Here is a 21,232-nt window from a genome sequence, read left to right as displayed (position 1 = left end):
CCGCAAAACGGAGTGTCTCGATGGAGATTCGCGAAGGGCTCACCTTCGACGATGTTTTGCTCGAACCTGGCGCATCCGAGGTGATGCCCACACAGGTGGATGTCTCCACCCGGTTCACGCGAGAGATCAAACTGAACATCCCACTCGTGTCCGCCGCCATGGACACGGTGACCGAAAGCCGGCTGGCCATCGCCATGGCCCAGGCGGGCGGCATCGGGGTGCTTCACCGGAACCTGACGGTCGAGGAACAGGCCGACCAGGTGCGCGAGGTGAAGCGCTACGAGAGCGGCATGGTCATCAATCCGGTGACCATCGGTCCGGATACGACCCTGGGCGAGATTCGGCAGATCAAGGCTCGCCGCAAGATCAGCGGTTTCCCGGTGGTGGATTCCACCGGCAAGCTGTGCGGCATTCTGACGAACCGTGACATGCGGTTTGAGGGGCGTGACGACACGCCCGCCCACGTCCTGATGACCCGAGAAAACCTGGTTACGGTGAAGGAGGGCGTCAGCCAGGCGGAGGCCCGCGAGCTGGTGCGCAAGCACAAGATTGAGCGGCTGATCGTGGTGGACGACGACTATCGCGCCGTCGGCCTGATCACGGTCAAGGATATGGAGAAGGCCGAAGCCCATCCGAACGCCGCCAAGGACGCCCAGGGCCGCCTGCTGGTCGCCGCCGCCTCGACGGTGGGCGATGCCGGCTATGAACGGTCCATGGCCCTGGTGGACGCCGGGGTGGACGTGGTGGTGATCGACACCGCTCACGGCCACAACGCCGAGGTCGCCAAGGCTGTGGAGCGCGTGAAGCGCGAGACCAACCGCGTGCAGATCGTGGCCGGCAACATCGCCACCTACGACGCCGCCCGGGCGCTGATCGACGCGGGCGCGGACGCGGTGAAGGTGGGCATCGGCCCCGGTTCGATCTGCACCACGCGGATCGTGGCCGGCGTAGGGGTGCCGCAACTGACCGCCATCGCCGATGCGGTGCGCGCCGCGGAAGGAACCGATGTGCCGATCGTCGCCGATGGCGGGATCAAGTACTCGGGGGACCTCGCCAAGGCCCTCGCCATGGGCGCCTCGGTGGCCATGATGGGGTCGGTGTTCGCCGGCGTCGACGAGGCGCCGGGCGAGGTGTTCCTGTATCAGGGCCGCTCGTACAAGGCCTACCGGGGCATGGGCTCGCTGGGCGCCATGGGCCAGGGCTCGGCCGACCGCTACTTCCAGAAGGATGTGAAGGACGCGCTGAAGCTCGTGCCGGAAGGCATCGAGGGGCAGGTGCCCTACAAGGGTCCGATCGGGCCGATCCTGCACCAGATGATCGGCGGCCTGCGCGCGGCCATGGGTTATGTGGGCGGCGCCAACCTGGAGCAGTTCCGGCAGCGGGCGCGGTTCATCCGCATCACCAACGCCGGCCTTCGCGAAAGCCACGTCCACGACGTGATGATCACCCGCGAGGCGCCAAACTACCCCAGCGCACTCTGATGCGCGACGGCGGACGGCTGGCGGCGGCCATTGAAATCCTGGCGGAGATCGAAGGTCGCCATCGGCCGGCCCGTCTGGCCTTGAAAGCCTGGGGCGACGCGTCGCGGTTCGCCGGGGCGAAGGACCGGGCCTTCGTCTCGGGACTTGTCCTCGACGTCCTGCGCCGCAAGCGCTCCCTGGCCTGGCGGATGGGCGAGGAGGGACCGCGCGCCACGGCGCTCGCCGCCTTGCGCTTGCTCTGGGGCTGGCCCCTGGAGCGGATCGCGGTCGCTGCGGCCGAGGATCCGCACGGGCCCGGGCCGTTGAGCGATGCGGAACGGGCCGTCCTGGAGGTCCCGCGGGATCTTTCCGAGGCGCCGGCCGCCGTCCGCGGGGACTATCCCGACTGGCTAGACGCCAGCTTGGCTCGCGCCTTCGGCGAAGCCCGGGCGGAGGAGGGGGCGGCCCTCGCGGAGCGGGCCCCGGTGGACCTGCGGGTCAACAGCCTCAAGACCGATCCCGAGCGCGCCCTGAAAGCCCTGGCTTCCGTCGAGGCGCAGCCGACGGGCGTCCTGCCCAACGCCGTGCGGATCGCGCCGCCCGACCCCAGCGCGCGCAGCGGCGCCATCGAGGCCATCCCCCAGTTCTCCAAGGGCTGGTTCGAGGTGCAGGACCTGGGCAGCCAGATCGCGGCCTTCGCAGCCGGCGAGGTGAAGGGCAAGCAGGTGCTGGACCTGTGCGCCGGCGGCGGCGGCAAGACGCTGGCCCTGGCGGCGGCCATGGGCAACACAGGCCAGATCTACGCCTATGATAGCGACGCGCGCCGGCTGACTGACACCATCCGCCGCGGCGACCGGGCCGGCGTGCGGAACCTGCAGGTGCGCTCGCCGGTCAATCCCGAGCCGCTCAAGGGGCTGGCCGGCAAGATGGACGTGGTGTTCATCGATGCGCCATGCACGGGAACCGGCTCGTGGCGGCGTCATCCCGACACCAAGTGGCGCCTGACGCCCGAGGCCCTGGCCAAGCGTCAGGCCGACCAGGATCTGGTGCTGGACGACGGCGCCCGTTTCGTGAAGCCGGGCGGGCGTATCGTCTATGTCACCTGCTCGGTGCTGCCGGAGGAGGACGAGAACCGTGTCGCCGCCTTCCTACAGCGCCACCCGGGGTTCGCCCGCCGCCCGGCGAGCGATGATCCCAAGCTTGCGCAGTATCTCACCGCCGAAGGCGATCTCCGCCTCTCGCCCCGCACATCCGGCACAGACGGCTTCTACGTCGCCGTGCTGGAGAAGAGCCGTTAACGGAGCCCCATGACCACGTCCGCCCCCCAGACCGGCCACGAAAAGGTCCTGATCGTCGATTTCGGCAGCCAGGTGACCCAGCTCATCGCCCGACGGCTGCGGGAGAGCGGCGTCTATTGCGAGATCCATCCGTACGACAAGGCGGATGCGGCCCTAGACAGCCTGAAGCCCAAGGCGATCATCCTTTCGGGCGGCCCGGCCAGCGTGCATGAGAGCGCCAGCCCCTCGGCCTCGCCCCGGATCTTCGAGCAGGGCGTGCCCGTGCTGGGCATCTGCTACGGCGAGCAGACCATGTGCGCCCAGCTCGGCGGCAAGGTGGAGCCGGGCGCGACCCGCGAGTTCGGCCGGGCCGAGATCGAGATCGTCCGCGAGAGCCCGCTGCTGGAGGGCCTGGGCGCCTTGGGCCACACCGAGACGGTATGGATGAGCCACGGCGACAAGGTCACGGCCCTGCCGCCCGGCTTCGAGACGGTGGCGGTCTCGGAGGGCAGCCCCTATGCGGTGATCGCCGACGAAGGCCGGCGCTTCTACGGCATCCAGTTCCACCCTGAGGTGGCGCACACGCCGCGCGGGGCGCTGATCCTGCGCAACTTCACCCACCGGATCGCCGGGCTCAAAGGCGACTGGACGATGGCCTCCTACCGCCAGGAACAGGTCGCCAAGATCCGCGCCCAGGTCGGCGATGCCAAGGTGATCTGCGGCCTGTCGGGCGGTGTGGACAGCTCGGTGGCCGCCGTGCTGATCCACGAGGCGATTGGCGACCAGCTGACCTGCGTGTTCGTGGACACGGGCCTGCTCCGGAAGGACGAGGCGAAGCAGGTCGTGAGCATGTTCCGGGATCACTACAATATCCCCCTGGTTCACGTTGATGCATCTGAGCTTTTTGTGGGTGAGCTGAAGGGCGTCACCGACCCGGAGACCAAGCGTAAGACGATCGGCCGGCTGTTCGTCGAGGTGTTCGACCGAGAGGCGGCCAAGATCGATGGGGCCGAGTTCCTGGCCCAGGGCACGCTCTATCCCGATGTCATTGAAAGCGTGTCGGCGAGCGGCGGGCCGTCGGCTGTGATCAAGAGCCACCACAATGTGGGCGGCCTGCCGGACTACATGAAGCTGAAGCTGGTGGAGCCGCTGCGCGAGCTGTTCAAGGACGAGGTGCGCGCCCTGGGCGTCGAACTGGGCCTGCCGCCGCAGTTCGTGGGCCGCCATCCGTTCCCGGGCCCGGGCCTCGCCATCCGCATCCCCGGCGAGATCACCCCGGAGAAGGTGGCCGTGCTGCAGCAGGCGGACGCCATCTACCTGGACGAGATCCGCAAGGCCGGGCTTTACGACTCCATCTGGCAGGCCTTCGCCGTTCTGCTGCCGGTGAAGACGGTGGGCGTGATGGGCGACGCCCGGACCTATGAGCACGTCCTCGCCCTGCGCGCGGTCACCTCGACCGACGGCATGACGGCCGACTTCTTCGAGTTCCCCTGGGACGTCCTTGGCCGCTGCGCCACGCGGATCATCAACGAGGTCCGTGGCGTGAACCGGGTCGTCTACGACGTGACCTCCAAGCCGCCCGGCACCATCGAGTGGGAGTAGCGGGGCTTTAGAAGTGCAATAAAAACAATAACTTGAAGTTTCTCGTTGATGATGTGGCGCCGATGATTCGTTGCGCGCCCAACTGATTTTTCACCTGCCTTTTACTCACGATTAACGCGCGAATATTGGACTGAGCCGAGCAGCGCCGGCCTTCCGGCCTTATTGGCGGTATGGACGACGGTAATCACAGTATGGCCGGCGAGTCGGGCCCGAACTGTTGCCGCGGGTCAAACTTCAGAAGCCGTTGCGCCACCTCGCACGCCTCTCTCACTGCTTCAGCACGCCGTAGGGAATGCTGTTCGGAAGAACCTCCGCACGCTCTCGGCGCCCAGTCCGAGCCCGGCGGGTGAGTACCGGGCGGGGGCGGAAGCCCCGGTGATCGAAGGCGTGCTTCGGACGATGATTCGCCCTGCCTTAGAGCGCTAGGAGCGCCTGGCCAGCCGATCCTGCTCATCCTGTGTGATCGTTCGCGCGATCTGCCCCTCGCCGAAATGATGCGAGCGGGGAGCTGGGAGTGAGCCTGGTGGCCTCAGATTGGGAGCTATCGCTCCGCCCTCGTCCTCCCACCTTTCGTCAGCAGTATTTTCCAGCGAATGATGCTGGTGTTCGAGGCGAGCGTCGGCCCTTTCAACAGTTCGTTGCTTCATTTCTGAAACTCCACAAAGCGCCGTCCCGAGATGGGCGGTCGCGGACCGGCGACTACCGAGGGGCCTCAAAGATCAGCTCCGCTCGGCGGCCCTGACCCTCGACTTCGTGCGCGGCGCTTTCCGCCGCGGTCCGGGCCGGCGCCTCCGCCAGATAGTCGCCAAGGAAGACACGGTCGCGTGTCACCTGCCAGACCCCGCCGACCTGGGAGGTGCGGATCACCACCGTTGCGGCGAGTTCACTGGTCGTCGCGGCTGGTGCGGTCCTCTCGACCGCATCAGGAGGTTGAACGGAGATTGTGCCGTCGCGGACGCGGACCAGTCGCATCACCTCGTGCAGAAAGGCCTCGGCGTAGTCGGCGGTTTCCACGTAGTCATGTTCGTACGACCCACGCCGCGCCGTCGCGAAGCGCTCGCGCATGCGGTCCAGGAAGCCGGGCTCGCTTTCGGCGAGCTGGGCCATCAGCGCCTGCAAGATTTGCTCATGCGCAAGTACACGGCGCTCAAGGTGGGTGTTTTCGGCGGGCATTCTGAGCTCCTGGGAAGCTTGTCCCTAAGTCGCGCCCCAATCTTCGACGGATATTCGCCTGGACTACATGTGGTGATGCGGCGGCCATCGCGCCAGTGAGGGCGCACGATTTCAGGTCGGAAAACTGAGCGACTTTCGTAGCGCACGCGATTTCCTTGGTTGGGGGCGAGGAATATCCCACTTCAGCCGCTGTGCGTGCTATGATGGCTCACGTCGCTGGTGACCTGAGATGGTCAACGTGCAGCGGGTCGGCGGAGCGCCCTTTGTTCAGCGCTCGCCCAGGAAAGGGACGCCGATGGGCCTCTTCGAACCTCTACATTAGGAACTTGCCCTGAACCTCGGACTGGCGCTCATCGCTTCTTCAGCGGCCCCGCTCCTCTTGATGGATGCCGATCGTCGGGTGCTTGCGGCAAGTCCCTCGTTTTTGGGCGCCTTCGCCCTCGCTCCTGAGGTTATTCTCGGCCGGAGGATCGAGGCGCTCGGTGACGGGGAATGGGACATTCCCCAGCTACGTACGCTTTTGAACGCCACCCTGGCCGGGGACGCCAAGATCGATGCTTACGAGGTCGAAATTGCCAGGCCAGGGCATGGCGTGCAACGTTTGAGCCTCAATGCGCATAGGCTTGACTACGCCGGTGCGGGACCGGCCGATGGACGGCTGTTGCTCACCGTTTGCGATGTAACGGACGCTCACACGCGAGAGCATCTGAGGGAAGTCCTCGCGCGCGACAACGCCCTTCTTTTGAAGGAAGTGCGCCACCGCGTGGCCAACAACCTGCAGATCATCGCCAGCGTGCTTATGCAGAACGCCCGCCGGGTAAGTTCCCTTGAGGCTCGTGGACACCTTCACAACGCTCACCACCGCGTTATCGCCGTCGCCGAACTCGAGCGGCAGCTTGCGGTCTCGAGCTTCGACGAAGTCGAGCTGCAAACCTATTTCGGAAAGCTGTGCGACACCCTCAGGGCTTCCATGATTTCACCCGCCCAGCACGTGACCTTGAAGGTCTGCGGCTCCCCGGGCTTCGTGGCCGCGAACGTGTCGATCAGCCTGGGCTGATCGTTACTGAGCTCGTGATAAATGCGCTGAAGCATGCATTTCCAGACGGACGAAGAGGAGCCATCGTCGTCGAGTATCGGTCAGCGGGCTCGGACTGGACCCTTTCTGTGGCCGACGACGGGGTGGGGATGCACTCGGGCGGGGCGTCTCCGCAAGCTGGCCTCGGCGCCACCATCGTCGAGGCGCTCGCGCGTCAGCTCGGCGCGCGCGTCGAAATTTCTGGCACGCCGGGCTGTAAGGTTTCCATCCTATACGACGGGTCCCTGCGCGCGGCGGCTTAGTGGCTGTACGCGCTCCAGCGAGCGAGTCACCGCGCCTCCGCCTCGTCCTTGGCGATCAATGCATCGAACTCGAGGATGCTGCGTCTAATCCACGATGGCCTCGGACGAGATGTTCACCCCGTTTGAGCGGAGGGTGAGAGCGCCGGTTTCGAACATCTCAAGCTGATCGATCAGCATGGTCCGCAGATCGCGCCAGCGCTGAACGATTTCCGCGTGCGTTTCCATGATCCCAGCATACAGCGGCGCGTCCGCTGGAACGATCACTATTGTCGTTCTGGATTGCGCGGTTGCCGCAGGCGCTCAACGGCGCGCGCTAGCCGGGGTTCATCGGATCCCGCATCTGCAGCATCTTGCGCAGGAGGATGTCGTCAGAAGCCCTGCGACGAGCTTCAAAGGCGGCAAGCTGTTCAGCATAGTTCGCGCTCGGGCTGGGCGAAGACCGAGGCGGGGTGTGGGAGATGGATGTGGTGGGCTTCATTGGCGCTTCAGCTCACGCACGCAGGCGCGCAGGAGTTGAGCGCGCGCCGGCGCCAGGTGGGGCGCCTTGAGTTCATCGAGCGCGCCCTCAAGTGGCCAGCCGAGATGGCGCGTGCCCAAGCTCCAGATCTCCGCCCTGACCTCCTCCTCACTTGGGAAAGCGCCGCGCCACCAGGAACTGAGACTCATTGGCGCGCGCCTTCAAGGATGCATGTCGCGTGCCGGTCGGCCGCGCCGTTCACGCAGCGCGGTGAAGGACTGGGCTTCAAAGAGCAGGCGGGCGCCGCTGTGGCGGCTCTCGAGCGGGGTTCTGCAGAGCTATGTGGCGCGGGCATGATTGCCTCGGACGGCGCCGCATCGGACGGGATCAACCGCTTCGGTGGCGGCACACGCCCGACGGCGCTCGTCAGGGAGGTGGGGAGGCGCGATGCAGATTGCGAGGCCTCCACACCGAATCGTCCCTCGGGGCGCGGGGCTCGCCATTCTCGGGCCGACCAATTGGGCGCGTGCCCTGTCGCCGGCGGTCAGTGCGGAATGTCCTCGCCGAGGCTCTGCACGAGGAGGCCCGTCGCCTTCAACTCACCTGCGATCCGGCGCCAGGTGGCCGAAGCTGCGCGCCCCGCCTCGTCGTCGGCGAAGTCGGGGCTCGCGAAGACCGCCTGCAGTTCGTCGAGGAGGCGAGGGTCGCGAGCGGACAGAATTGCGATCAGCGTCCCAAGCAGGCGCTCGGTCGCCAGCATGCGCTGTTCCAGCTCGTCGTTAGCTTTGATCGACGGCATCTAATCGAGCCTTCCCGGCGGGCCGCGCCATGGGCCCACCGCATCTTAGCGTGTCCGACTGGGGCCTGTTCCGGGGACGCCTGGAAATAGCCGCTGCGCTCAGATCAGCAGCAGCTGGCGGCGCCTGCCGGCTGCAGTTCAAGCAGCTCCAGAAATACGAGAGCGCATCGAACCGGATGTCGGGCGCACGCTTCTGGCCGGTGCCAAGCGCTTGGCGTGGGAGTCGTCTATTTCTACGACGGGCTGCTCGCGCGTGGACGCCGGGGCCCGCCGCGCAGCGGCGGCCGACCTGACGATCTGCAGGGCAGGCGTCGCCCGCGCCTTGAAAGCGGCGCCCCGGCGCACCATCTGTTGATGGCGCCGTCGGTCCTGTGCCGCGAGCCAAGCGGTCGATCATCTCCGACACGGCGCGCTTTCGAGACATTCATGTCCGTTCTGTTCGTGGCGTCCGCGGCTTTTGCCGCAGGCGCGCTGGTGCTCCCGCTTCTGTTTTCGCTGTTTGGCGGACGGCGGTCGCTATGACCGCGACGCCTACAGACCTCGCCCGAGAGAACGCCTACCTGCGCCAGCGGAACGCGCAGCTGCAAGGGGACGTCGCCGCGTTGCAGGCGGAGGTCGAGCGGTTCCGTCAGATCGTCGAACGCCTGCATGGCCGCACCGCTGCGCGGCCTCCGAACCCTCTGAGCGGAGGACAGTAGTTATGCTCGCCAGCGACATCCGAGGCGCCGACTACCGGGCAAAGGCGCAGCAAGCGCTCGCCCACGCCGACTCCAGCACTTTGCTCCAGGTGCGGCGCAGGCACCAAGCGGCCGCATCGGTCTGGTTCGAGCTCGCCGCCTTCGAGGATCGGCGCAGCGCCTATGCGCGCGACATGATGGCCAACGCGCCAGTTCGCGCGGCCCGGGCCAGGATCCTCCAACCTGCGGAGCCCTCTCCATGCCAGAGCTAGCCTTGCCTGCCGGCGCTTCCGTCCGCCTCACGGCTACCGCGCGCGCCGACCGCGACCTGCATCGCTGGAAGGTGTCCGTGCTGCCGGCCGTCGGTGGACCGGCCAGGCTGACCTTCGGGTCATGGATCGGCGGGCGCGACCTGCACCAGCGGATCGACATACCGGCGCAGGATGTGGATTGCCGCCTTGAGATCCAGTCGCGCCATCAGAACGCGCAGGGCTGGGCCAATGACCGCGCCTCGCCCGAAGAGGACACGCCGGATCGGCTTCTGATCGGGTTCTGCAACCCGTCGAACCCGGGTGCTCGCCCGGACGACGTGCTGCTCAGCTTTGCTTTCGATACGCGGGACCGGCAGCAGCCGAAGGAGGACGCCGATGGCCAAGGAGCAAAAGAGAACGAACCGGGAAGCGCGCAAGCCCAAGCAGCCGAAGGCGAAACCGCCTGCAGCCAGCCGATCGCACCTTGAGCCTGCGCTACGAGGCGCGGCCAAGCCTTCTGCCCGCCCCAAGGCCTGAGGCTTCCCGGTTGGGCGAGCAGGACGCCCAGGCGGCGAAGCGGAGACGTCGCACGTGCGCGTGAGCATCCGCCACACCAGCACCTACCGCTTCTCGCGTGCTGTCGCATTCAATCCGCACAGACTGATGCTCCGCCCGCGGGAGGAGCTTGGCCTCGATGTTCTCAGCCACAGTCTCGCGATCAGCCCAGCACCTGCGCTCGTCTGGTCCACCGACGTGTTCGGGAATTGCTTCGCAACGGCGACCTTGGCGGACGCCGCGACTGAACTGGTCATCGAGAGCCGGAGCCTGGTGGAAGCGACAAGCCCCGATTGGCCAGTCTATGGAATCGAGCCTCGCGCTCAGCAGCATCCGTTCCGGTACTCGACGGATGAAGCCGCGGCGCTGGGCGTTCTCCTGAGCCCCGATATCGACGGAGTTGCGATCTCCGAGTGGGCCCACGGCTTCGTGGCGCGGCCCGGGACCGACACCCTTTCCCTGCTCAAGGACCTGAACAGCGGCGTCGGCGCGCAGATCTGCTATACGCCTCGATCAGAAGAAAACACCCAATCGGCGGGTGAAACGCTGGGTCGGCGCCGCGGCGCCTGCCGTGATCTTGCAGAGCTGTTCCTGGCGTCGGCGAGAAGCCTCGGCTTCGGTGCGCGAGCTGTCACCGGCTACCTTGTCGACTCCTCCCGAACTGGCGGCGCGGACGCCACTCACGCTTGGGCAGAGGTCTACATACCGGGTCCGGGTTGGATACCCTTCGATCCAACCAACGGTCGAATGGGCGCCGCCGGCCTTGTAAAGGTCGCCGTGGGCAGATCCTCCGCGCAGGTTCTCCCTATCGTTGGCAGCTACGTTGGCGATCCCAGCGACTACATCGATCTCGAGGTGGCTGTGCGCACGGCCACGCAGGGAACAGGAGTCCCGACATGTTGACGGCAAGTGAGACGGCCGCGCTGCGCAACCTGGCGGAGAAGAAGGCTGGGACGCTCACCGCCTTCGTGAACATCGCGGACGCGCGACGTTTGACCGAGCTCGGCCTGGCGCAGCGAAGTCAACAGGGATGGGACATCACGCCGGAAGGCGCCGCTTGCCTAGCCTCGATTGGTCCTGAAGAGGGTTACACCGGCTTGAGGCTAGCGACGCTGCGAAAACCCCAGGTGAGCATCACCGAAAGCAGAGCCGACGAAGAGGTGAGCAAGGACGACGCCGCGGATGCGGACGATTGATGTCTTGCGGCTAAGCTTTCGCTGAACCAACCTGCCTGCGGTGGGCACGTTCAGGCGCTGCCAAGGTCCAACGTGCTGGTCGGAACGCCGCCAGCCTCAACCTTGACGCCGAGGAAGTGCATCACGCTGTCGCGATAGCCAATGTCCTCGACAGGCGTCGTGCGGTCCCGCGCGAGCAGGCTCGCGTCCCGCAGCGTCATCTGGTCCAGGGAGGCTCCATTGGCGAGCGCATTCGCGATCGCTGCGCGGAAGCGGTTATCCGGTGACCGCGCGGACGCCTTCTCCGGCTGGCGTTCACGCATCTCTATTCTCTCCACCGGCTCGTTTCGCCGAACACCCGCACCTCGCAGGCTCGGCCTTTGTCAAACAGGTCTCGCGCCCGACGAAGCGCCGCGGCCCTGGCGACCTCCTTATCAGTCGAGTGCCCGAACGACTCTCCGCCGTCGGTGACGGACCAAATCCCGCCCTGCCTTCCAACGCTGATGATTTCACGCGTAAGTGTTTCTCGCATCTGTCACGCCTACCATGCGGAGGTCAGCAGCGCGTGGAGTTTATTTAATATATATGGACGATGACGACGGGACGTGGCATGGTCATTTCCATCAAATACTCGCGCTGGTTCGCCTATCTTCCGAGCAAGAGCTCTGCTCAGTGCCCCGGAAAAACATCCGACCCTCTTCGAAAATTTGATCTTCTCGCTCGTTTCGAGCGTGAGAACTCATGTCCGAAAGGGACAAATTCATGCAAACCGGTACTGTGAAGTGGTTCAACGGCCAAAAGGGCTTTGGCTTCATCCAACCTGAGAATGGCGGCGCGGACGTGTTCGTGCACATCTCGGCCGTCGAGCGCGCGGGGATGACGTCGCTGCAGGAAGGTCAAAAGCTCGGCTTCGAGCTTGAGCGCGACAGCCGCAGCGGCAAGACGGCTGCAGGCCAGCTCCAAGCGGCCTAGCGCGGTCGGCCGTGGCGCTGAGCGCCACGGCCACCCGTACACATCACTCAGCAATTCGATCTGAGGCGAGACGCAGCCGGTTGGACCGTGTTCGACCGCTGGACCGGCGAAACGGTGGTCCTAGCGTCCGCGCGTCAGGAAGGCCTCACGTGGACGGAGGCGTCGGACGTGCTTCGGCGGCTGCAGTCGCGGAGCGGCGAAGGCGATCGGAGCATCCTGCAATGAGCCCGGACCAGCAGCATCGCTGCACCGTACAACTGAAGGCCGACGGCGCACCCTACCTCGCGTTCGAGCCGAGCGATGGCGCCGTGTCGTCCTACAGCAACTCCCTGTTTACGCTGGACCTCCGCCCAGGTGTCGACCTCGCTGAGGCCGAGCGCTTGGCCGAACACGTCAACCGCGTCGTCTGGGGCGTTTCGACGACGGTCTTCTGAAGATCGCCGTGAGGGACGCTTAAGCCCGCCATCGCACGGGACCACAGGCTGCCAACCTCAATCATCATAAGTCCGGGCCCTACGGGCCCCACAACACCACGGAGCTAAATGTCTTTCACCACAGTCATCCGGCCGCGCCGTCGCGCGGCCCCCGGGATCGTTGGAAACCGGCCTGCGGCGCCGCCGCTAAAGGGCGCCCCGACTCGTCCGATCCTTCACCTCAAGCCAGCCGCCGGCGCATAGGGCGGCCCCGTGCGCTTCGCCACTGCTCCGTCTGACACGATCGGTCGAGCTGACTGCGGGAGAATCTAATGAAGAACCAGTTCAATGTCGGCTTCGCCGATCGCCTGAAGAGCGCTGCGGACGCCAAACGTTCGCTCCTCGGCAAGCTGCAGCACAAGCCGATCCAGACCGATCCGCTTCATGCCGAGCGAGAAGGTATGCGCAAAGAACGCCTGGCCGGAGTGCGCGCGGAACGCGCCACGCTCAGAGCCGCGAAGAAGCAGGCAGCGGCGGACGCTGCGGCCGAACAGCTACGCATCCAGGCCACGGCAGAGGTCGAGGAGCTGGCGCTGAAACGAGGCGCCCGCAAGGAGCGCAAGGCGCTCACGGCGGCGGAAGCAAAAGCCAAGCGCGACGCAAAGTACGCGGCGCGTAAGGCCCGAGGTTAAGGGAAGGGACATTATGGCGCGCAAGCCCAACTACCAGTTCGAGCGCTTGGAGCGCGAGCGCGTGAAGAGCGCCAAAGCCGCGGCGAAGGCCGCCGCCAAGCGTTCCCCGGACGAAGAAGCCGCCTCAGCAGAAACATCCGAGCGGAGAGGGGAATAGAGCTCGTGGGATGGGCTCCTCCTGGACAGGCCGCGAGATCGCCCTCGACTGCCGGCATGGACTCGACCGGCGCTTGAGCGGCCTGTGGCGATGTGGGATTGTCGCTTGCCGGACGCGGCTCGTCCTGTGCGACGATATGCACGGGAACGTGATCTGACTGAGTTCCTCAATGAATTCCGAAGCGTAGGTTTTTAACGCTGCCGTTGACGGTATTTGGCGTCGCCGCCGCAAAATTCCTTCGGAAATTCCGCCCCTTACGCGTCCAGGAAATGATCGAGTGGGAATAGGCTGAGCCGACTGGACATCATCGTTGATGTTCCCCTAATGTTCTCGCCCGCGAGGAGGAGGACATGGCGGAGCAATTGGCGTTGCCCGGCTTTGAGGCGAGGGCATGCGATGTTCAGATGGTCTATTTCGCCCTGCGGCCCGATCCGCGGGCGGCCTGCGAGGCGCGCCAGCGCGCCTGGGAGCTGAAGCGCCGCCATCGGCTGCATGGGCGGCCGGTCCCGCCAGAGCGGATGCACGTTTCGCTGCTCGGCGTCGGCGAGAGCCCGGTGGAACCCATCCTCCGTGCGGCGGAAAGGGCGGCGGCGCAGGTTCGGCTGCATGCCTTTGGCCTGCATCTGGAGCAGGTGGCCGGCTTCGGCGGCCGGGATGGGAAGCACCCCGTGGTGCTGGCGGGCGGCGAAGGGGCGAGCCTCGTGGATGACCTGCGGCGCGAACTGGGCGCTGCGCTGCGGCGGGAGGGCGTTCCAAACGCCGCCGGTCGGGCCTTCAGCGCTCATCTGACCCTGTTCTACGCTCAGCGTCGGATCGCGGCTGAATGGGTCGCGCCCGTGAGCTGGCGCGTGCAGAGCTTCGTCCTGATCCGGAGCCATTTCGGCGAGAGCCGGCATGAGGTGTTGGGTCGCTGGCCCTTGGTCGCCTGAGCTGCCACTAAGACGCCGAACTGCACACGGAGTCGCACCTTGACCGTCACCCTCTATGGCATCCGCAACTGCGACACGATGAAGAAGGCCTGGATCTGGCTGGACGCCAAGGGCGTCGCCTATGGCTTCCACGACTACAAGAAGCAGGGGATCGACCGGCGGACGCTCGAGGGTTGGGTCGAGAAGCTGGGTTGGGAGCCGCTGCTGAACCGGGCCGGCACCACTTTCAAGAAGCTGCCCGAGGCGGACCGACAGGACATCGACCGCGCCAAGGCTGTGGAGCTGATACTGGCCCATCCGTCGATGATCAAGCGCCCGGTCCTGGACGTGGACGGCAAGCTGACCGTGGGCTTCAAGCCGGAAATCTATGCCGAAGTCTTCGGCTGACGGCCCTGGGCTAGCGGCGTAGGTTCGCAGCCATGGGCGCAGGGCCGGCTATCCGGCGCTCTCCCTCGTACGTGACGACATGCGGACAAGGATGCTTGTCTCGCTCGCCGCGCCGCGCCGGCGGCTTATTGGAGGGGATGAATCATGACCAACAATTCATCGCCTTACATGCATCTGTTCGTGCGTCGCCCGGGCTCTTTTTGAGCAGAGACGGGCGCTTCGCCCGCCTTGACTGGAGAGAGGAGACAGCTCCGTGGAAATCCTGGTTCCGATCGCGCTGTTCGGGATGATCGCCGCGATCGTCATCGTTCCGCGCTATTTCATCAGCCTGGAACGCCAGAAGATGGCCGAGACGCTGCGCGCCGCCATCGAGCGGGGACAGCCGCTGCCGCAGGAGATGATTGACGCCCTGTCCACCAACGTCCGTTCGCCGAAGCTGCCGCCGTCGCCGCAGCGCGACCTGCGCAGCGGGATCGTGTGGATCGCCGTCGCCCTGGGCCTGGTCGCTCTCGGCCTGATCGTGGGCTTCGAAGAGCCGGACGCGGCCTACTGGTTCCTGGGTTTTGCCGCCTTCCCGGGCTTTATCGGCCTAGCTTTCGTCATCCTCGGCCTCATCAACAAGCCAAAGTCTTAGCGGACGGCCGAAGAAGGGTACGCCCATGCCGGGCAAACCACCGAGCTTCGCCAGCCTGCACGACGTGGAGCTCTGCTCCTACGCCGCGGCCGGCGAGGGACGCGCCTTCGGGGAGCTTGCGCGTCGCCACGGTTCGGCCGTCCGATACCTGCTGCGCCGGATGGGCGCGCAGCCCGCGGAGGCCGACGACGTCGCCCAGGACGCATTCCTCACCGCATTCCAGCGCATCGCCGAGTTCCGCGGGGAGGGCACCTTCGCCGCTTGGCTGAAGCGCATCGCCGCGCGGCAATACCTGCGCCGGCTCCAGAAGGAGCGCCGGTTGAGCGAGCTCGCCCAGGAAGGCGGCGAGGACGAGGGCGAGGTGTCGGCGGGAGATGCGGACCACCGCATCGACCTGGACGAGGCGATGAAGGTCCTCTCGAAGGCCGAGCGCATGTGCGTCTCGCTATGCTTCGGGGCGGGCCTTTCCCACAGTGAAGCGGCGGAGGCCTTGAACCTGCCGCTGGGAACGGTCAAATCCCATGTCAAACGTGGTCTGGAGAAGCTCAGAGCGCGACTGGCGCCGCCCGAGGGCGCCGTTCTGGAAGGGAGGCGGGGCAATGGCTGACGACTTCGAACGCCGCCTGGAACGCCTCTTCGCTGAGGCCCCGGAACTGCCGGACGCCCAGGCCTTCGCCCAGAAGATCGAGCGGCGGCTGAGCCGCGGGTGGCAGACCCGCCGCTGGCTGATCGGCGCCGGCGGGGTCGTTGGCGGCGTGGTGGGCTCCAGCCAACTGGTGATGTCCAATCTCTTTCAGCGCGTGGAGGCGGCCGAGGAGTCCGCCCGGGCGCTGACGTCCAGCCTTTCGCGAGCCGCGCCCAGCACCGAGATGATCTCGGCCCTATCGGGCGGTTTCGGCGTATGGATCGCCGTCGGCCTCGCCGTGCTATTGATGGGGTTCGCCCTGTCCCGGGTGATCGAGGAGATCTGATCTTGTCTAGTCATCGGCAGGAAGCCGTCCGGCGCGTCACCGCGCCGGATATCGCCGCGCGCAAGGGCGGGACGCCCATTGTCTGCCTGACCGCCTATACCGCGCCCGTGGCCGAGCTGCTGGACGAGCACTGCGACCTGCTGCTGGTGGGCGACAGCGTCGGCATGGTGGTGCACGGCCTGCCGAACACCGTGGGCGTGACGCTGGAGATGATGATCCTGCACGGTCAGGCGGTGATGCGCGGCGCCCGGCGAGCCATGGTCGTGGTCGACATGCCCTTCGGGAGCTACGAGGGCTCGGTCGAAGAGGCCTACGCTAACGCGGCCCGGCTGATGAAGGAGACGGGCGCCCAGGCCGTGAAGGTCGAGGCGGGGCCGACGATCGTCGGAACCATCGAATACCTGGTGAAGCGGGGCATTCCGGTGATGGGCCATGTGGGGCTGCGACCCCAGGCGGTGCTGGTGGACGGCGGCTTCAAAGCCAAGGGCAAGGCCGCGGCCGAGCGGCAGCGGATTCTGGAGGAGGCCAGGGCCACGGCTGAGGCCGGCGCCTTCGCCATCGTGGTCGAGGGCGTGGCCGAGGGGCTCGCCCGGGAGATCACCGAGGCGGTGAAGGTTCCGACGATCGGCATCGGCGCCTCGGCCGGCTGCGACGGCCAGATTCTGGTCACCGACGACATGCTCGGCCTGTTCGACTGGACGCCCAAGTTCGTGCGTCGGTACGGCGACCTGCGGGGCGAGATCGGGCGGGCTGTGGCGGCCTATGCCGAGGACGTGCGGGCCCGGCGTTTCCCCGGGCCGGCCGAGATCTACTACGCGAAGGCTGGGTAGCGTTGCGGCGGAAAGCGGCGCGCTATAGGTTCCCGGCCTCTGCCCAGAGGGCCAGCTAGAGAGTCCGGAGTCCCCTTCACGTGACGGATCTGTTCGAAGAGGTCGAGGAGCAGCTTCGCTCCGACCGCTACCGGTCGCTTGCGCAGAAGGCCCTGCCGTGGGTGCTTGGCGTCGCCGCCGCCGCGCTGATCGGGGCCCTGGCCTACTGGGGCTGGGACACCTGGCGCGCCAAGACCATCGCTGAGGCTTCGGAAAGCTATCACGCCGGCGCCCAGGCCTTTGTGCAGGGTGACGAGGCCAAGGCCCGGGAGCTGTGGACTCAGGTCTCGCAGTCGTCCGCTGGCGGCTACAAGGCCCTGGCGCTGATGCAGCTCGCCGCCTTCGCCGAACGTGAGAATAAGACCGAAGAGGCCGTGAAGCTCCTCGACCAGGCCGCGGACGCCGCGCCGGACGACATCCTAGGCGACGTGGCTCGCCTCAAATCCGCCTTCGCGGTGCTCGACACGGCCCCGTACAAGGACGTGGAGGCGCGCTTGACGCCGCTGATGAAGGACGGCCGCCCGTATCGGGTCCTGGCTCGCGAGGCGCTCGCCGTCGCCAAGCTGCTCGCCGGAGACACCGCCGGGGCGCGCGGCGACTTCGTGGTGCTCCAGCAGAGCCTTGATGCGCCGGACGGCCTGCGCGCCCGTGCGCAGGCCGCCGTGGCCATGATCGATTCCGGCTCGGCCAAGGCCCTGCCGGGCATCGTGAAGTCCGCGACCGCCATGCCGCCCATGATCGTGCCGCCCGGCGCCGTCGTGGGCCCGCAGGGCGCCGGTCAGCCGCAACCGCAAGACAACGGACAGCAATGACGTCGCGCCGCAACACCCTCCTGGCCGCCTGCCTGATCGCCGCGCTGGGCGCGAGCGGCTGCTCGACCCTGGGCCGCCTCAACCCGTTCGACCGTGACGAGGGTCCGCAGGAAACGGCGGGCGAGGGTCAGCGGATCTCGATCGTGCCCCCGGACCAGCGTCTGGAGCCGGCCGAGGCGCTGAAGGGCGTCGACTTCTCGCTGCCGACGCCGCAGACGGTGGCCGCCTGGCCGCTGCCGGGCGGAACGCCGGAGCAGTCGGTGGACCATGTGGACGCGGCCCCGAATCTGCAGGTCGCCTGGAAGCGCAAGTTCGGCGAAGGCTCCGAGCGTGGTCGATATGTGACCGCTCCGCCGGTGGCCGCCGACGGCAAGGTGTTCGTCATGGACGCCGACGGGCGGGTCTCGGCCCATGACGCCCGCACCGGCGCACAGATCTGGCGGACGGCGACCAACCCTGGGGACAACAAGCGCGACAAGCTCGCCTTCGGTGGCGGCATGGCCTACGCGGATGGCAAGCTCTACGTCTCGTCGGGCTTCCGGCAGGTTCTGCAGATCGACGCCAACACCGGCGCCATCGGCTGGCGCACGCGGACCAGCGAGGCCGTGCACGGCGCTCCCACCGTGGCCGGCGGTCGGGTGATGGTGGTCGCCCTCGACAACACGCTGCTGACCTTCGACGTTGCGACGGGCACGCCCAGCTGGACCTATCAGGCCCTGACCGAATCGGCGCGCATCCTGAGCGCCTCGAGCCCTGCGGTTTCGGGTGACACGGTCGTGGCGGCCTTCGGGTCGGGCGAACTGGTGGCCCTGCGCGCCGCCAACGGCAACGACCTGTGGAACGAGGCGCTCTCCCGCGCCAGCCGCACCAGTGCGCTGTCCGAGATCCGCGACATTCCCGGGCGTCCTGTGATCTATCAGGGCGACGTGTTCGCGGTGAGCCACTCTGGCGTCTTCTCGGCCATCGACCTGCGCACCGGCCAGGCCCGCTGGAACCTGCCCGTGGTGGGCATCACCTCGCCGCTGCCGGCGGGCGATGTGGTCTATGCGGTTTCGAAGGCGGGCGAGGTGATCTGCGCTTCCCGCGAGACCGGACAGATCTACTGGATCCGCGACCTCAACGAAGGCTTCAAGGGCAAGAAGAAGGGCGGATTCCTGGGGATCGGCGGCCAGCGGATGAACCGGCCGGTCTGGTCGAGCCCGATGCTCACCAACAACAAGCTGATCGTGGCCGGCCAGACGGGGCACCTTGTGGTCCTGAACGCCAAGACTGGCGAGATCGAGCGTCGGATCAGCCTGGGCGACTCCGCCTTGCTGGCTCCGATCGCCATGGGCGACACGATCTATGTGGTGACCGACGAAGCTACCCTGATCGCGCTGCGCTGAACTTGAATCTAGGCTGACGACATGCCGTTGAAGCTCGCCATCGTCGGCCGCCCGAATGTGGGCAAGTCCACGCTGTTCAACCGGCTGGCGGGGAAGAAGCTCGCCATCGTGGACGACCGCCCGGGCGTAACCCGAGACCGCCGGTTCGGCGTCGGCCGGCTTGGCGACCTCGATCTGGAGCTGATTGACACCGCCGGGTTCGAGGACGTCGCCGACGAGAGCCTCGAGGCCCGGATGCGCACCCAGACCGAGCGCGCGGTCGACGAGTGCGACGTGGCGCTGTTCGTCATCGACGCGCGCGAGGGCGTGACCCCGGCCGACCGCATCTTCGCCGAGATCCTCCGCAAGCGGGACAAGCCGGTCGTACTGGCCGCCAACAAGGCCGAGGGCGCCAAGGGCGACGGCGGGGTGCTGGAGGCCTGGGGCCTTGGCCTTGGCGAACCTGTGCCGATCTCGGCCGAGCATGGCGAGGGCATGGCCGACCTCTATGCCGCCGTCGCTGCGGTCTGGAGCGAGGACGACGAGGCCGAGGACGAGGATCCGGCCGACAAGCCGGTGCGGATCGCCATCGTCGGGCGGCCGAACGCGGGCAAGTCGACCCTGGTCAATCGCCTGATCGGAGAGGACCGGCTGCTGACCGGCCCCGAGGCCGGGATCACCCGCGACGCCATTCCCGTGGACTGGGAATGGGAGGGCCGCGCCATCCGGCTGGTGGACACCGCAGGCTTGCGGCGGAAGGCGAAGGTTCAGGAGAAGCTGGAGAAGCTATCCACCCAGGACACCATCCGGGCGATCACCTTCGCCGAAGTGGTGCTGCTGGTGATGGACGCCACCCATCCCCTGGAGATCCAGGACCTGCAGATCGCCGACCTGGTTGAGCGCGAAGGGCGAGCCTTGGTGTTCGTGCTGGCCAAGTGGGACCTCGTGGAGGAGCCCCAGGCGAAGCTGGCCGAGATCATCGAGGAGACGGGCCGTCTTCTGCCGCAGGTGAAGGGGTCGCCGATCGTGGCCCTTTCGGCCGAGACGGGGCGCGGCCTGGACCGGCTGATGCCGGCGGTGCTGAAGGCCTATGCCGACTGGTCGACGAAGGTGAAGACCCGCGACCTGAACGACTGGCTGCGCATGGCTGTGGAACGCCATCCGCCGCCGGCGGTGAACGGGCGACGGGTGAAGCCGAAGTACATGGCCCAGACCAAGGCGCGGCCGCCGACGTTCGTGCTGTTCGCCAGCCGGGCCGACCAGCTGCCCGACCATTACCGGCGCTATCTGATCAATTCGCTGCGGGAGAGCTTCGACCTGCCGGGCGTGCCGATTCGGCTGTCGGTGAGGTCGAACAAGAATCCGTTCGCCGAGACGGCCGAGGCGGGCCCGGCGAAGACCGCCCCCCGAGCCAAGGCGCGCGCCAAGCCGGAGACGGCCTCCGCGCCGGCCAAGCCCGCTAAGCCGAAGAAGGTGGCGACGCGCGGCAAGGCGGCCAAGTTGGCCCGCCCCGGCGTCAAGCCGAAGCGAGCGTCCCGCGCGATTTCCAGTCCGCGAAAACCACGTTAGCGGTGGGCAGGCCGAGGTCGGCCTGGGCCAGTTCTACGATCAGCGGACCGATCTCCGACGGATCGGGCAGCTCCTGCGGATCCTCTCCGGGGAAGGCTTCGGCCCGCATCCGGGTGCGCATCCGGCCAGGATCGAGCAGGGCCGCGCGAATAGGGGTGTTTTCAAGCTCGTCGGCCCAGGTGCGGACCAGGTTCTCGACGGCGGCCTTGGTGGCGCCGTAGGGGCCCCAGAAGGCCTTGGGATGGGCGGCGCGGCTGGAGGTCAGGAAGATGGCGCGGGGCCGCTCGGAGGCGCGTAGGAGCGGCTCCATGCTGCGGATCAGGCGATAGGAGGCGGTGAGGTTCACCGCCAGGACGCGCTCCCAGTGCTTGGGCTCGATGTGGCCCACGGGCGTCATGGGACCCAGGATGGCGGCGGCGTGGACGAGGATGTCGACGCGGCCGAAACGCTGGTGAACGGCCAGGCCGAGCTGATCGAGGGCGCCTTCCTCGGCGATGTCCATCGGGACAAGGGTGCCTGAGCGGCCGGTGGCCTGGCGAAGCTCGTCGTCCAGGTCCTCGAGGGCGCCCGAGGTGCGTGCGATGGCGACGACGTGGGCGCCGGCGGCGGCGAGGGCGAGGGCGGCGGCGCGGCCGATGCCGCGGCTGGCGCCGGTCACGAGGGCGATACGGTCGGTAAGAGGCAGGTCGGACATGAGGG

Annotated in this window: 27 protein-coding genes; 22 read left to right on the top strand and 5 right to left on the bottom strand. The window is 67.1% G+C overall.

What is annotated here, in order from left to right; all coding sequences use genetic code 11:
- Positions 1-20 precede the first annotated feature (20 nt).
- From guaB to guaA, 3 genes are read left to right on the top strand one after another with little or no spacing between them, the layout of a single operon-like run.
- Positions 21-1,481: an IMP dehydrogenase gene (gene guaB / locus BO64_RS13220; RefSeq protein ID WP_496403769.1), complete on the top strand. Its 1,461-nt coding sequence runs from the start codon at positions 21-23 to the stop codon at positions 1,479-1,481.
- A complete protein-coding gene (locus BO64_RS13215) occupies positions 1,481-2,758 on the top strand; it encodes an RsmB/NOP family class I SAM-dependent RNA methyltransferase (RefSeq protein ID WP_496403768.1) in 1,278 nt (425 codons plus the stop codon). The genes guaB and BO64_RS13215 overlap by 1 nt, the downstream gene beginning before the upstream one ends.
- Before the next feature lie 9 nt (positions 2,759-2,767).
- Positions 2,768-4,339: a glutamine-hydrolyzing GMP synthase gene (guaA, locus tag BO64_RS13210; RefSeq protein ID WP_496403767.1), complete on the top strand. Its 1,572-nt coding sequence runs from the start codon at positions 2,768-2,770 to the stop codon at positions 4,337-4,339.
- A 699-nt stretch (positions 4,340-5,038) separates the two neighbouring features.
- Here guaA and BO64_RS13205 read toward each other — a convergent pair.
- Positions 5,039-5,512, bottom strand: coding sequence for a hypothetical protein (locus BO64_RS13205; RefSeq protein WP_496403766.1), 474 nt, complete (start codon positions 5,510-5,512; stop codon positions 5,039-5,041).
- A gap of 382 nt (positions 5,513-5,894) precedes the next feature.
- Between BO64_RS13205 and BO64_RS13200 the strand changes: the two genes are divergently transcribed.
- Both BO64_RS13200 and BO64_RS13195 read left to right on the top strand, forming a co-directional pair.
- The gene (locus BO64_RS13200; protein ID WP_496403765.1) at positions 5,895-6,569 is read left to right on the top strand and encodes a histidine kinase dimerization/phosphoacceptor domain -containing protein; all 675 of its coding nucleotides are present in this window, start codon (positions 5,895-5,897) and stop codon (positions 6,567-6,569) included.
- The gene (locus BO64_RS13195; RefSeq protein WP_496403764.1) at positions 6,461-6,850 is read left to right on the top strand and encodes an ATP-binding protein; all 390 of its coding nucleotides are present in this window, start codon (positions 6,461-6,463) and stop codon (positions 6,848-6,850) included. The genes BO64_RS13200 and BO64_RS13195 overlap by 109 nt, the downstream gene beginning before the upstream one ends.
- An 84-nt stretch (positions 6,851-6,934) precedes the next feature.
- Here BO64_RS13195 and BO64_RS13190 read toward each other — a convergent pair whose 3' ends face one another.
- Complete coding sequence (locus BO64_RS13190) at positions 6,935-7,075, bottom strand: hypothetical protein (RefSeq protein ID WP_496403763.1); 141 nt, start codon at positions 7,073-7,075, stop codon at positions 6,935-6,937.
- A 776-nt stretch (positions 7,076-7,851) separates the two neighbouring features.
- Positions 7,852-8,106, bottom strand: a complete 255-nt coding sequence (locus BO64_RS13185) for a hypothetical protein (protein WP_331932321.1) — start codon at positions 8,104-8,106, stop codon at positions 7,852-7,854.
- A gap of 700 nt (positions 8,107-8,806) precedes the next feature.
- On the opposite strand from BO64_RS13185, the gene BO64_RS13180 reads away from it, so the two are divergent.
- The 4 genes from BO64_RS13180 to BO64_RS13165 all read left to right on the top strand — a co-directional run bounded on the left by BO64_RS13180 (position 8,807) and on the right by BO64_RS13165 (position 10,785).
- Positions 8,807-9,055, top strand: a complete 249-nt coding sequence (locus BO64_RS13180) for a hypothetical protein (protein WP_331932320.1) — start codon at positions 8,807-8,809, stop codon at positions 9,053-9,055.
- The gene (locus tag BO64_RS13175; protein ID WP_372764345.1) at positions 9,043-9,522 is read left to right on the top strand and encodes a hypothetical protein; all 480 of its coding nucleotides are present in this window, start codon (positions 9,043-9,045) and stop codon (positions 9,520-9,522) included. Before BO64_RS13180 ends, BO64_RS13175 begins: the two co-directional genes overlap by 13 nt.
- A gap of 109 nt (positions 9,523-9,631) precedes the next feature.
- The gene (locus tag BO64_RS13170; RefSeq protein ID WP_496403762.1) at positions 9,632-10,492 is read left to right on the top strand and encodes a transglutaminase family protein; all 861 of its coding nucleotides are present in this window, start codon (positions 9,632-9,634) and stop codon (positions 10,490-10,492) included.
- Positions 10,486-10,785, top strand: a complete 300-nt coding sequence (locus tag BO64_RS13165; protein ID WP_320358953.1) for a hypothetical protein — start codon at positions 10,486-10,488, stop codon at positions 10,783-10,785. The genes BO64_RS13170 and BO64_RS13165 overlap by 7 nt, the downstream gene beginning before the upstream one ends.
- A gap of 50 nt (positions 10,786-10,835) precedes the next feature.
- Here the strand turns inward: BO64_RS13165 and BO64_RS13160 are convergent, their stop codons facing one another.
- Entirely contained in the window at positions 10,836-11,087 is a 252-nt protein-coding gene (locus tag BO64_RS13160; protein WP_320358954.1) for a hypothetical protein, read from the bottom strand.
- A gap of 439 nt (positions 11,088-11,526) precedes the next feature.
- Between BO64_RS13160 and BO64_RS13155 the strand changes: the two genes are divergently transcribed.
- The 13 genes from BO64_RS13155 to der all read left to right on the top strand — a co-directional run bounded on the left by BO64_RS13155 (position 11,527) and on the right by der (position 20,533).
- Complete coding sequence (locus BO64_RS13155) at positions 11,527-11,736, top strand: cold-shock protein (protein WP_320358955.1); 210 nt, start codon at positions 11,527-11,529, stop codon at positions 11,734-11,736.
- 221 nt (positions 11,737-11,957) lie between these two features.
- A complete protein-coding gene (locus BO64_RS13150; protein ID WP_320358956.1) occupies positions 11,958-12,170 on the top strand; it encodes a hypothetical protein in 213 nt (70 codons plus the stop codon).
- A 311-nt stretch (positions 12,171-12,481) separates the two neighbouring features.
- Positions 12,482-12,841, top strand: a complete 360-nt coding sequence (locus BO64_RS13145) for a DUF6481 family protein (RefSeq protein WP_320358957.1) — start codon at positions 12,482-12,484, stop codon at positions 12,839-12,841.
- A 13-nt stretch (positions 12,842-12,854) separates the two neighbouring features.
- The gene (locus tag BO64_RS13140; protein WP_320358958.1) at positions 12,855-12,998 is read left to right on the top strand and encodes a hypothetical protein; all 144 of its coding nucleotides are present in this window, start codon (positions 12,855-12,857) and stop codon (positions 12,996-12,998) included.
- 350 nt (positions 12,999-13,348) lie between these two features.
- The gene (locus BO64_RS13135) at positions 13,349-13,927 is read left to right on the top strand and encodes a 2'-5' RNA ligase family protein (protein ID WP_496403761.1); all 579 of its coding nucleotides are present in this window, start codon (positions 13,349-13,351) and stop codon (positions 13,925-13,927) included.
- 39 nt (positions 13,928-13,966) lie between these two features.
- Positions 13,967-14,314: an ArsC family reductase gene (locus BO64_RS13130; RefSeq protein WP_496403760.1), complete on the top strand. Its 348-nt coding sequence runs from the start codon at positions 13,967-13,969 to the stop codon at positions 14,312-14,314.
- A 253-nt stretch (positions 14,315-14,567) separates the two neighbouring features.
- Positions 14,568-14,948: a DUF6249 domain-containing protein gene (locus tag BO64_RS13125; RefSeq protein ID WP_496403759.1), complete on the top strand. Its 381-nt coding sequence runs from the start codon at positions 14,568-14,570 to the stop codon at positions 14,946-14,948.
- Between the two features lie 25 nt (positions 14,949-14,973).
- Complete coding sequence (locus tag BO64_RS13120; protein WP_496403758.1) at positions 14,974-15,555, top strand: RNA polymerase sigma factor; 582 nt, start codon at positions 14,974-14,976, stop codon at positions 15,553-15,555.
- Positions 15,548-15,919, top strand: a complete 372-nt coding sequence (locus BO64_RS13115; protein WP_496403757.1) for a hypothetical protein — start codon at positions 15,548-15,550, stop codon at positions 15,917-15,919. Before BO64_RS13120 ends, BO64_RS13115 begins: the two co-directional genes overlap by 8 nt.
- Before the next feature lie 2 nt (positions 15,920-15,921).
- On the top strand, positions 15,922-16,749 hold the full coding sequence (panB, locus tag BO64_RS13110; RefSeq protein ID WP_496403756.1) for a 3-methyl-2-oxobutanoate hydroxymethyltransferase: 828 nt from the start codon (positions 15,922-15,924) through the stop codon (positions 16,747-16,749).
- Positions 16,750-16,829: 80 nt separating this feature from the next.
- Complete coding sequence (locus BO64_RS13105; RefSeq protein ID WP_496403755.1) at positions 16,830-17,600, top strand: tetratricopeptide repeat protein; 771 nt, start codon at positions 16,830-16,832, stop codon at positions 17,598-17,600.
- Positions 17,597-18,985, top strand: a complete 1,389-nt coding sequence (locus BO64_RS13100; RefSeq protein WP_496403754.1) for a PQQ-like beta-propeller repeat protein — start codon at positions 17,597-17,599, stop codon at positions 18,983-18,985. Before BO64_RS13105 ends, BO64_RS13100 begins: the two co-directional genes overlap by 4 nt.
- Positions 18,986-19,006: 21 nt before the next feature.
- Positions 19,007-20,533 carry a ribosome biogenesis GTPase Der gene (gene der / locus BO64_RS13095; protein WP_496403753.1) on the top strand — a complete coding sequence of 509 codons (1,527 nt, stop codon included), beginning with the start codon at positions 19,007-19,009 and terminating at the stop codon, positions 20,531-20,533.
- Here der and BO64_RS13090 read toward each other — a convergent pair.
- Positions 20,481-21,227: an SDR family NAD(P)-dependent oxidoreductase gene (locus BO64_RS13090; RefSeq protein WP_496403752.1), complete on the bottom strand. Its 747-nt coding sequence runs from the start codon at positions 21,225-21,227 to the stop codon at positions 20,481-20,483. The two genes, der and BO64_RS13090, sit on opposite strands and share 53 nt — an antisense overlap.
- Positions 21,228-21,232: the final 5 nt, after the last annotated feature.

This window comes from Phenylobacterium composti DSM 19425, from assembly GCF_059568645.1.
This window is presented reverse-complemented; position numbering and strand designations above follow the sequence as displayed.

Excerpts from the sequence above, each read along its gene's own strand:
- guaB (WP_496403769.1), top strand. The coding sequence starts at position 21 with ATGGAGATTCGCGAAGGGCTCACCTTCGACGATGTTTTGCTCGAACCT.
- BO64_RS13215 (WP_496403768.1), top strand. The coding sequence starts at position 1,481 with ATGCGCGACGGCGGACGGCTGGCGGCGGCCATTGAAATCCTGGCGGAG.
- guaA (WP_496403767.1), top strand. The coding sequence starts at position 2,768 with ATGACCACGTCCGCCCCCCAGACCGGCCACGAAAAGGTCCTGATCGTC.
- BO64_RS13205 (WP_496403766.1), bottom strand. The coding sequence starts at position 5,512 with ATGCCCGCCGAAAACACCCACCTTGAGCGCCGTGTACTTGCGCATGAG.
- BO64_RS13200 (WP_496403765.1), top strand. The coding sequence starts at position 5,895 with ATGGATGCCGATCGTCGGGTGCTTGCGGCAAGTCCCTCGTTTTTGGGC.
- BO64_RS13190 (WP_496403763.1), bottom strand. The coding sequence starts at position 7,075 with ATGGAAACGCACGCGGAAATCGTTCAGCGCTGGCGCGATCTGCGGACC.
- BO64_RS13185 (WP_331932321.1), bottom strand. The coding sequence starts at position 8,106 with ATGCCGTCGATCAAAGCTAACGACGAGCTGGAACAGCGCATGCTGGCG.
- BO64_RS13180 (WP_331932320.1), top strand. The coding sequence starts at position 8,807 with ATGCTCGCCAGCGACATCCGAGGCGCCGACTACCGGGCAAAGGCGCAG.
- BO64_RS13175 (WP_372764345.1), top strand. The coding sequence starts at position 9,043 with ATGCCAGAGCTAGCCTTGCCTGCCGGCGCTTCCGTCCGCCTCACGGCT.
- BO64_RS13165 (WP_320358953.1), top strand. The coding sequence starts at position 10,486 with ATGTTGACGGCAAGTGAGACGGCCGCGCTGCGCAACCTGGCGGAGAAG.
- BO64_RS13160 (WP_320358954.1), bottom strand. The coding sequence starts at position 11,087 with ATGCGTGAACGCCAGCCGGAGAAGGCGTCCGCGCGGTCACCGGATAAC.
- BO64_RS13155 (WP_320358955.1), top strand. The coding sequence starts at position 11,527 with ATGCAAACCGGTACTGTGAAGTGGTTCAACGGCCAAAAGGGCTTTGGC.
- BO64_RS13150 (WP_320358956.1), top strand. The coding sequence starts at position 11,958 with ATGAGCCCGGACCAGCAGCATCGCTGCACCGTACAACTGAAGGCCGAC.
- BO64_RS13145 (WP_320358957.1), top strand. The coding sequence starts at position 12,482 with ATGAAGAACCAGTTCAATGTCGGCTTCGCCGATCGCCTGAAGAGCGCT.
- BO64_RS13140 (WP_320358958.1), top strand. The coding sequence starts at position 12,855 with ATGGCGCGCAAGCCCAACTACCAGTTCGAGCGCTTGGAGCGCGAGCGC.
- BO64_RS13135 (WP_496403761.1), top strand. The coding sequence starts at position 13,349 with ATGGCGGAGCAATTGGCGTTGCCCGGCTTTGAGGCGAGGGCATGCGAT.
- BO64_RS13120 (WP_496403758.1), top strand. The coding sequence starts at position 14,974 with ATGCCGGGCAAACCACCGAGCTTCGCCAGCCTGCACGACGTGGAGCTC.
- BO64_RS13115 (WP_496403757.1), top strand. The coding sequence starts at position 15,548 with ATGGCTGACGACTTCGAACGCCGCCTGGAACGCCTCTTCGCTGAGGCC.
- BO64_RS13100 (WP_496403754.1), top strand. The coding sequence starts at position 17,597 with ATGACGTCGCGCCGCAACACCCTCCTGGCCGCCTGCCTGATCGCCGCG.
- der (WP_496403753.1), top strand. The coding sequence starts at position 19,007 with ATGCCGTTGAAGCTCGCCATCGTCGGCCGCCCGAATGTGGGCAAGTCC.
- BO64_RS13090 (WP_496403752.1), bottom strand. The coding sequence starts at position 21,227 with ATGTCCGACCTGCCTCTTACCGACCGTATCGCCCTCGTGACCGGCGCC.